The following is a 9,832-nucleotide window of genomic DNA, read 5'->3' on the forward strand; positions in this document are numbered from 1 at the left end:
GTTTTGATGCCTTTATCGTTCAATTCTTTAATCACGTAAGTGGTACGTGCTTCTGCATCCGGATGGCCCGGTTCACCTTTCAGCAGTACGAACTGAATCTGACCGTCTTTGTTCAGATCCCAACCCTGATTCGCCGCCCAGTGTTTAGCAATCAAATCGCCCTGAATAATGCCGGACTCTTTGGAGTCAGTGCCAACGTAGTAGGCTTTGTCGTAGCTATCCAGCGCCTTACGAGACGGTTCTTTGTTGAAGAAAACCACCGGCACGTTTTGCCCACGCGCTTTCTCAATCACCGTACCCGCAGCTGCCGGGTCAACCAGGTTGATTGCCAGTGCCTTCACCCCTTTCGCCAGCAATACGTCGATCTGATCGTTCTGCTTGGACTGGTCATTCTGAGCATCATTCATCAGCAGCTGAACATCTGGCGCGGCTTTCGCATCTTGCTCAATAGCCTTGCGCACTACAGACATAAAGTTATCGTCGTACTTATAGATTGTTACACCAATGCGAGTATCAGCAGCGTGTGCAGCGGCACCGAATAACATGCTGGCCATCACAGCAGACAGGGTTAACACCTTCTTATTCATGGTATCTCCGGTTTTTCTTATGCAGGGTAGTGCTTGAGATAAATGCTCGGCGGGGCAGTAGAGTTAATGAAGTGTTACTGAACGCCGAAGCTCACTTTTTAAAATTCGTTCTTCCATGCCCGGTAACGCTCCAGAAAACGGCTTTAATTGTTGTTATGACGCTATTACCTCGGTGAAAGTGATTATTCACTGTTACATACGGGTTACAACGTTAAAACGGTGCAATCATAGCTATCACATTGTTAAGATACTGTGAAATCACTCACAGATTGAAAGCGGTTACATCGCCTGATTTGTTGAGTTAGTGATCGCCGCCGCATTCTGGCGCGTTGCGACAGAATGGCGACGCACTAACGTCGGCATAAAACAGTGGCTGGCACGAGGATCAATATTGCCTGCTGCCCCCTGCAAGGCCAGTTCGGTGGCTAATTTAGCCATTGAAGCAATGGGATAACGCACGGTCGTTAATTGCGGGTCGGTGTAACGGGCGATGGGAATATCATCGAAACCGATGATTGAGAGATGTAACGGAATCGCAATGCCATTATCTTTTAATGCTGTCAGTGCGCCAGCGGCCATATTGTCGTTATAAGCAAATACAGCGGTAAGTTGTAGATGGCGCCCCAGCAGTTCAACCATCGCCGCCTCACCGCCCGGCATGTCCGGCGTACCAGTGCCAATCCAGCTTTCCGGCGGAATAATATCCTGCTCTTTCAACGCACTCATCCAGCCTGCTTTACGCATGGCGTCATCTTCAATGCCGTGGCTGGAAGAAAGATAACCAATACGTTGATGACCGTTATTCAGCAACATGCGCGTCGCCATTCGGGCACCGCTGAGATTATCCAGGCAAACGCAACGATGGGCGTACCCCGGCACAACGCGGTTGATTAACACCATACCGGGAATGTTATCCATAAATTGTGCCAGTTCATCGTCACTCAATGCTTTTGAGTGAACAATCAACGCATTACAACGCTGGCGAATTAACACCTCAATGGCGTGACGCTCTTTTTCCGCTTCATGATAGCTATTGCCGATTAGCACGTATTTCTGATGCTGCTGGGCGACCAGATCCACCGCTTTTACCAGCGCGCCGAAAAACGCATCAGAAACGTCCATCACCACCACGCCAATGGTGTCGCTAACCTGAGTTGCCAGCGCCTGGGCATTGGCGTTTGGCCGATAATCCAGCTCACTCACGGCTTTCATTACTGCTTCACGCGTGTCGGCACTGACCAGCGTGCTGTTATTGAGCACCCGGGAAACCGTTGCCACAGAGACGCCAGCCTGACGCGCTACATCACGAATGGTGATCATATTCACTACCTGTTATGAGATTGCAGTAAATGACTGCTTGCTGGCGGCTATTTTGTCAGCACTGAATACAGGACTTCGTGAATCGAGTCACAGCAATGGAAACGGTTACAGCCGTTTTGTTAACGAATGTGATCCAGATCGTTATCTTGATGTTTTAGATATTGCCGGTCCGGCAGCACGCAAAGTTAACTGACGCCAGAGCCATTCCACCGGCCCCTGGCGGAAGTAACGCAGCCAGATAACAGAGAAGAGGATATTCGCCAGCCATACCGGAATAACAAACGCCAGCAGCTCCAGGTGGTCAAAATGCATAAACAAACCGAGGTGGTAAAAAAGCGTGGTACAAATCAGCGTTTGCAATAGATAGTTGGTCAGCGCCATCCGTCCGACGCAGGCGATCGCAAGCACCAGCTTAAAGCGGCTCAATTGCGGCCAGAAGCCATAAAACAGCGACGCATAGCCAATCGCCTGAAACGGCGCACTCAGTTCCCGCGGCATTTGAAGTAAGAAGGCACACCAGCGATACGCCCAGTCCAGCTGCCATTGCAGGGCGATGGCAGGAAGGTTAATGGTCACCCCAATCGCCACCAGCACAAAACCAGTACGACGATAGTGACGTAAGCTGAACTGCCCTTTCAGCCAGCCGCTGCGCATCAGCGCCGCACCAATGAGCATCATCCCTGCCAGTTGCCAGCCATACTGTGCGCCCAGTGCCAGTAAACTGTTGCCAACACCATCGGCACGATTACTGATCGCTTCAACGCCGCCGTGAAGCTTCCAGTATTTTTCATACAAAATAGCCGATGCATCCGGCGTCCAGGCGCGGCTGCTCTGGCTGTCGGAAATCAGCCCCAATAACAGCAAAACGCCAAGCCCCACCAGATAAAGCATGACGCCGGTATTAAACAGGCTTTTTACCGATGGCGCATCGCGCACCAGCCGCCAGCAGATTAAGCCCACCAGCCCGTAAGCCAGCAGAATATCGCCGTCCCAGAACAATAAACCGTGAATAAAGCCCAACAAGACTAACAGCGTTAACCGCGACTGGATCCAGCGTCTGCCACGGGGCAGCAACATTTGCAGGCCAGCACCAAACAGCAGCGCAAAAAGCGTGAGGAATTTCACCTGGCCGATGAGATCGAGAAATGCCCAGGTCCATGCATCCTGCGGCGTAATAGCATCGTACCAGGCGGGATTGAGATAAGCCGCCTTTGGTAGCCCAAAGGCGCTGATGTTTAATAGCAGGATCCCCAGAATGGCGACGCCGCGAACAAAATCGAGCGTGACGTTGCGCTCCATGGTTCCTGCCTTTTAATCAGTTGTGATGGCGCACAGCGCGCAGAAACTCGTGGCGCGTATTCTGACTGGATTTGAACAATCCACCAAGAGAGGTCGTTGTCGTGGCACTGGTTGCATCGCGGATGCCACGCGCCTTCACGCAGTAATGCACCGCGTCGATCGAGACGGCCACGTTATTGGTGCCCAGCAGCGTTTGTAGCGCAATAAGAATTTGCTGCGTCAGACGTTCCTGCACCTGCGGACGCTGGGCAAAGAACTGCACGATACGGTTAATTTTTGACAGACCGATCACCGAATCTTTCGGGATATAAGCCACCGTCGCTTTGCCATCGATGGTAACAAAATGGTGTTCACAGGTACTGGTCAGAGTGATATCGCGCACGGTGACCATTTCATCGACCTTCATTTTGTTTTCAATGAGGGTGATTTTCGGGAAATTGGCGTAATCCAGACCGGAGAAAATTTCATCGACATACATTTTAGCGATGCGATGCGGCGTTTCCATCAAACTGTCATCAGCCAGGTCGAGATTCAGCAGCTGCATGATTTCGGTCATATGACCAGCAATAAGGCTTTTGCGCGTTTCGTTATCCATTTCATGCACGGGCGGGCGCAGCGGTGTTTCCAGTCCTCTCGCAACTAACGCTTCATGAACCAGGGCCGCTTCTTTACTGAGTGATGGCATTTATGATTTCTCCTGCAGGTGTGACGCCTCCGCCCTGCGTGGGGGCAAAGTTATTAAGCTGATTTACAGCTTGATTATTGTGCGTGAGGCGGCGCACATAATCCAGTATTCACAGCGATAATTATTGTAATTGCCGCTGCCTTTCATCAGCAGATGTTAAAACATCGTTATGCAAATACGGAAGTGAAAGTTACTCACAGCACATTGAATAAACGGTATGATGAAGAAATTGCAAACAACACAACAAGGAGCCACGCATGGAAATGCTCGAAGAGCACCGCTGTTTTGAAGGCTGGCAGCAACGCTGGCGACACGACTCCAGTACCTTAAACTGCCCGATGACGTTCAGTATCTTTCTCCCACCCCCTCGTGATCACATCCCGCCACCAGTGCTGTACTGGCTTTCCGGATTAACCTGCAATGACGAGAACTTCACCACCAAGGCGGGTGCCCAGCGGGTAGCGGCGGAACTGGGGATTGTACTGGTGATGCCAGACACCAGCCCGCGCGGCGAAAAGGTTGCCAACGACGATGGCTACGATTTAGGCCAAGGCGCAGGCTTTTATCTTAATGCCACGCAACCGCCGTGGGCGACGCATTACCGGATGTATGATTATCTGCGCGATGAATTACCGGCGCTGGTTCAGTCGCAATTTAATGTCAGCGACCGCTGCGCCATTAGCGGTCACTCAATGGGTGGTCACGGTGCGCTGATTATGGCGCTGAAAAATCCGGGTAAATACACCAGCGTTTCGGCCTTTGCGCCCATTGTGAATCCGTGCAGCGTCCCGTGGGGAATCAAAGCGTTTAGCACCTATTTAGGTGAGGACAAAAATGCATGGCTGGAATGGGATAGTTGCGCGCTGATGTATGCCAGTAACGCGCAGGATGCGATCCCGACGCTTATCGATCAGGGCGATAATGATCAGTTTCTTGCCGACCAGTTGCAACCTGCGGTATTGGCAGAAGCCGCGCGCCAGAAAGCGTGGCCGATGACGCTGCGTATTCAGCCGGGATATGATCACAGTTACTACTTCATCGCCTCTTTTATAGAGGATCACCTGCGCTTCCATGCGCAGTATTTACTGAAGTGAAAGTCCGCCCGGTTCGCCGGGCATCTTCTCATCAGAAGCGATAATCCACTGCCATAAAGTAACGACGTCCGTCTTCGTTATAGCTGTAGTCGTCACGACTGAGATCCTTGTCGCCAAGGTTCAGCACGCCTGCGCGCAGTTTGACGTCTTTAGTCACCTGCCAGGCCGCGCCGGTATTCCAGATGGTATAACCGCCCGGTGTTTTAGCCGTCGCGCTGTCGGCGCGTTTCTGCCCGGTATAGTGACCAGAAACATAGAATGACCAGTCTTCCAGCGCCAGCGGTTTCCAGTCCAGCGTACCGTTAGCAGTATGGAACGGCAGATCGGATAGCGGTTTGTTTTCGCCGTTGCTGACATCACGACCATCGTTGTAGGTGTAGTTGATCGACAGTTTCCATTCATCGTTGAACGGAATTTTCAGTTCGGTTTCCACGCCCTGAATACGAGCTTTGTTAACGTTGTAGTAGCTAAATACCGGTATGCGCCGTCCGTTAGCGCCCGTCTCAAAACCAACAAAGTTTTGGTAGCCCGGTGCAGCGTTGACGTCAGACGTACGGCTGATGCTGATACGATCTTTCACATCGTTACGGAAAACGATAACGCTGGATTCACCCCCTTCCAGCCAGCCTTCTTCACCCATGTAGTAAAGCCCCAGCTCCCAACTTTCGCTGGTTTCTGGTTTCAGATCCGTGCTACCCACAATCTTACATGCGCCACGGCAGGAATTGCTCGTCCAGTCAGGGCTAAGTTGCAACAGAGAAGGGGCTTTAAATGCCGTCGCCCAGCCCCCTTTCACCGTTACGGTGTCGGTGGCGTTATAAACCAGGTAGGCACGCGGACTCCAGTGTTCACCGTAGGTTTCATGATCGTCCATACGCACGCCGGTCGTCAGCGCCAGCGGCTCGAAGATCCGCCATTCATCTTCCACAAACAGCGCGTACTGGCTGGCAGACGTTTTGGAGCTGGTTCCCCCGGTCAGGTTCACCGCATCGCTAAGTTTGTCGTGACGCCATTCACCGCCAACCGTGAGAAACTGATTAATCGCCGTCAGTGGCAACTTGTATTTGCCGTCGACCGTATTGCTTTCGGAAGTTATCGGGCTGCTGTTGCCAGGGTTTTTGTTCTCGACTTTCTCACCGTAGTATTTCAGTTCGCTGGTGCCGTAATCCCAACGCCCATTATGGCTGACGCAGTAGTTCTGGCGTTCCAGGCGGTTTTTGTCCAGCGAGTCGGAATCACGATCCTGACGGTCGAAACCGTATCCGGCAGTAAAATCGTGATTTTGATTCGGTGTCCAGGCAAATTCGACATTGCCGTCGCGGCTGGAGAATCCTTCAATACGCGGCGTTTCTCCGGTATCGGTGGTCGTTGAGTTTTGCGGGTCATCCTTTTCACGTTTTGCCAGGCTGCCGTAAGCTTTCATTCCCAGCACACCATCAATTAATGGTCCACTGGTAAAGAACTGACCGTTATAGGTATCACCGCGATCGCGATGTTCCTGAATGGTGGTATCGACGGTAACGGTACCCGACCATTTCTGACCGATTTTTTTGGTGATGATATTCACTACACCGCCGAGCGCATCGGAGCCGTATAGCGACGACATCGGGCCACGAACCACTTCAATACGTTCGATGGAATCGACCGGGATCCAGTTCAGATCGAAATCATTGTGGCGGAAGACGGCATTGCGGGAGTTAACGCGTTTACCGTCGACAAGAATCAGGGTGTAGCTGCTGTCCAGACCACGAATACTAACGCCCTTACGGTTATCCCCTTCGTTCGTCAGTTGTACGCCAGGCACGTCTTTGAGGACATCCTTCAGATTCTATACCGGTTTTCGCTGCAGGTCTTCCTGGGTAATGACGCTGATACTGGCGGGTGCATCTTTAAGATTTTGTTCCACGGAAGATGCAGTGACAACCATCGTTTCGCCATCATCATCGACCGCTAACACAGGCCATGCACAAGAAATAGCGGACAAACACAGCCCGACCCGTACGAAAGGGTTCAACCTAAACATTCCATATCTCCATGAGGTAACTACGAAAATAAAATGGGTATCGCTCACATCTTCTTTACGTCCCCTTGCGTACGGCAGCATCGCGGTGGACTTATTTGTATGCAGGTGATCATCCCAGAAAGCCGGAACAGCCTCTGATTTGTCAGCCTTTTTTGATTGCGTCGCAACGATAATACAAACGATAACAATTATCAATCCAAATGTTAATTTTTATATCCGCATGATTTGTCAGGGAAATAGAATTGAAAAAGCCCTCTCGGTTGAGAGGGCTTAGCAAGGAAGGGAGGAAACTTATTTCTTATCGTTCTGCGGGAACTTCATTTCGCTGTAGCGTACGAAGTGAGTTCCTTTAATCAGCTTGTAGCCGAACCAAATAATCAGGAACAGCGGGATACCAATATACGTTGCCGCTACGCCGCCCCAGTCAATGGTATCTTTCAGGAACGCTTCGTAGTTCTGGCCCAAAGTGATAATCAGACACAGAATGAATGCGAAGATCGGCCCCAGTGGGAAGAAACCTGAACGGTACGGCAGATCGTTAATGTCGTGTCCCTGCAATACGTAACCGCGACGGAAGCGATAGTGGCTAATGGCAATCCCCAGCCAGGCGATAAAACCCGTCATCCCGGAGGTGTTCAGCAGCCACAGGTATACCGTCTGGTTGCCAAACATGGAGGTCAGGAAGCACAAACCGGCAATCACCGTCGTCGCATACAGCGCATTACGCGGCACGCCACCACGCGACAATTTAGCGAAAATGCGCGGCGCTTTACCGTCACACGCCAGGGTGTACAGCATACGAGTAGACGCATACATACCGGAGTTACCTGCTGACAGCACCGCCGTCAGAATAACTGCGTTCATCACCGCCGCCGCAGAGAGCAGACCCGCGTGCTGGAACACCAGGGTGAACGGACTGACGCTGATGTCTTTAACATCGTTACGCAGCAGGCTCGGATCGGTATACGGAATAATCAGGCTGATAATCAGGATCGCGAACACATAGAACAACAGGATTCGCCAGAATACCTGACGTACCGCGCGTGGAATGTTTTTCGCCGGATCTTCGGACTCGCCTGCAGCAATACCGATCAGCTCGGTTCCCTGGAAAGAGAAGCCGACAATCATAGCTACGCCGATCATCGCCGCAAAACCACCAGCAAACGGCGCTTCGCCGATTGTCCAGTTGCTCCAGCCCGCAGGCTGCGCGCCTTTGAAGATACCGATAATCATCAGCACGCCAACGATGATAAAGACAATAACTGTCGTGACTTTGATCAGTGAGAACCAGTATTCCGCTTCACCAAAGCCGCGAACAGAGATGTAGTTCAACAGGAAGATAACGCCGAGGAACAACGCACTCCAGATCCAGCCCGGTGTATCCGGGAACCACCAGCTCATGACCAGCTGTGCTGCAACCAGGTCAACGGCAATAGTCACCGCCCAGTTGTACCAGTAGTTCCAGCCCAGCGCGAAGCCAAAGCCTTCTTCAACATAGTTCTGACCGTAAGTGGCAAACGAACCGGAAACCGGCATATATGCAGCCAATTCACCGAGACTGGTCATCAGGAAGTAAACCATCAGGCCAATCAGCATATACGAGAGCAATGCCCCGCCCGGACCTGCCTGAGAAATCGTTGCGCCAGAGGCAACAAAAAGACCTGTACCGATGGAACCGCCAATGGCAATCATCGTCAGGTGACGCGCCTTTAATTCACGGCGTAAGCCCGGCGCTTCTGTAGTTTTAGTTTCGGAACCCATACAAAAATGCTATCCATCTTAAAAATGATGGCGCGATTGTAGCAGACGATTGGCAATCCTTCCGGCAGAAATACACGGTTATAAGACACCTTCATGATCGCCCAGGGATTATAAGTAAAGCAGCCAATCTCTTTTCTGGCGAATGCATGCTGAAGGCGCTGCGTCACGAAATCGACACAGCACCAGCATGTTCTTGTACAGCAACTTAACGCGGCACATTTGCGGGATCGCAATAGTCCAGAAAGCGCCGTAGCGCGTTGGAAAGGTGTTTTTGCCGATGATGTATACGCCACAACGTACGCATCAGGCGCGGCAGAGGGACCGCAACTTCACTTAATGTGCCTGCCTGCAATTGATCTTCAATCACACGTCGCGACAGGCAACTAATTCCCAACCCATGACGCACCGCATGTTTGATTGCCTCGGAGTTACCTAATTCCATCGCCATCTCAAACTTCGGTAAATGTGACAGCAACAGATAATCGACAATCTCCCGCGTGCCGGAACCGCGTTCACGCAGGATCCACGGCGCAGCGGCCAGCTGTTCTAAGGTGACCGGACCACGAGCCAACGGCGAAGTCGGCGCGGCGAAAACCACCAGCTCGTCTTCCAGCCACGGTTCAGAAATGATTTCAGTGCTGTGGCACGGTCCTTCAATAAAGCCAATATCAACGCGGAAATCCAGCACCGCTTGCATCACGTCCTGGCTGTTCCCAACGCTAAGTTCAATCGGCAACTGCGGATAATCATGGCGATAACGGGCGATAACTGCAGGCAGAATGTAGTTACCGATGGTACTACTGGCATAGATACGAATCGCGCCGTTGTCTTCGCGAAACAGTTGTTCGATTTCAACCGCCTGTTCAAGCAGTGCCAACGCTCGCGGATAGAGCAGCCGCCCGTGTTCATTAACAACCAGTCTTTTCCCCACGCGATCAAACAGTTGAACGCCAAGCTGCCCTTCCAGGTCAGTCAAGGCTGCGCTCACTGCTGATTGCGACAACGCCAGCATCACCGACGCCTGGGTGGTTGATCCACTTTTCAATACTTCTGCAAAAACTTC

General features: G+C 51.8%; 7 protein-coding genes and 1 pseudogene. 1 reads left to right on the plus strand and 7 read right to left on the minus strand.

The features are described from left to right. The 4 genes from ACUU1M_RS16500 to folE all read right to left on the minus strand — a co-directional run. The coding region (locus tag ACUU1M_RS16500) for a substrate-binding domain-containing protein (RefSeq protein ID WP_042774557.1) at positions 1-587 on the minus strand (587 nt) is incomplete at its 3' end. Positions 588-866: 279 nt separating this feature from the next. Further along, entirely contained in the window at positions 867-1,907 is a 1,041-nt protein-coding gene (galS, locus tag ACUU1M_RS16505) for an HTH-type transcriptional regulator GalS (RefSeq protein WP_000628652.1), read from the minus strand. A gap of 141 nt (positions 1,908-2,048) precedes the next feature. Further along, complete coding sequence (yeiB, locus tag ACUU1M_RS16510; RefSeq protein WP_000440872.1) at positions 2,049-3,206, minus strand: DUF418 domain-containing protein YeiB; 1,158 nt, start codon at positions 3,204-3,206, stop codon at positions 2,049-2,051. A gap of 16 nt (positions 3,207-3,222) precedes the next feature. Then, positions 3,223-3,891, minus strand: a complete 669-nt coding sequence (gene folE, locus ACUU1M_RS16515) for a GTP cyclohydrolase I FolE (RefSeq protein WP_001139613.1) — start codon at positions 3,889-3,891, stop codon at positions 3,223-3,225. Between the two features lie 257 nt (positions 3,892-4,148). Here folE and yeiG point away from each other — a divergent pair, with 257 nt between their 5' ends. Beyond that, positions 4,149-4,985: an S-formylglutathione hydrolase gene (gene yeiG / locus ACUU1M_RS16520; protein WP_152028950.1), complete on the plus strand. Its 837-nt coding sequence runs from the start codon at positions 4,149-4,151 to the stop codon at positions 4,983-4,985. 31 nt (positions 4,986-5,016) lie between these two features. Here yeiG and cirA read toward each other — a convergent pair. From cirA to yieE, 3 genes and pseudogenes are all read right to left on the minus strand, one after another. Continuing rightward, positions 5,017-7,008 (minus strand): annotated as a pseudogene (cirA, locus tag ACUU1M_RS16525) (catecholate siderophore receptor CirA). Positions 7,009-7,299: 291 nt separating this feature from the next. Next, a complete protein-coding gene (lysP, locus tag ACUU1M_RS16530) occupies positions 7,300-8,769 on the minus strand; it encodes a lysine-specific permease (RefSeq protein WP_000534384.1) in 1,470 nt (489 codons plus the stop codon). Between the two features lie 205 nt (positions 8,770-8,974). Then, positions 8,975-9,832: DNA-binding transcriptional regulator YeiE (yieE, locus tag ACUU1M_RS16535; protein WP_170994933.1), on the minus strand; the 858-nt coding region annotated here is incomplete at its 5' end.

This window comes from Shigella sp. SIG6 (assembly GCF_053555815.1).

What these genes read in the sequence shown, in the direction of transcription:
- galS (WP_000628652.1), bottom strand. Translation starts at nt 1,907, where the DNA reads ATGATCACCATTCGTGATGTAGCGCGTCAGGCTGGCGTCTCTGTGGCA.
- yeiB (WP_000440872.1), bottom strand. Translation starts at nt 3,206, where the DNA reads ATGGAGCGCAACGTCACGCTCGATTTTGTTCGCGGCGTCGCCATTCTG.
- folE (WP_001139613.1), bottom strand. Translation starts at nt 3,891, where the DNA reads ATGCCATCACTCAGTAAAGAAGCGGCCCTGGTTCATGAAGCGTTAGTT.
- yeiG (WP_152028950.1), top strand. Translation starts at nt 4,149, where the DNA reads ATGGAAATGCTCGAAGAGCACCGCTGTTTTGAAGGCTGGCAGCAACGC.
- lysP (WP_000534384.1), bottom strand. Translation starts at nt 8,769, where the DNA reads ATGGGTTCCGAAACTAAAACTACAGAAGCGCCGGGCTTACGCCGTGAA.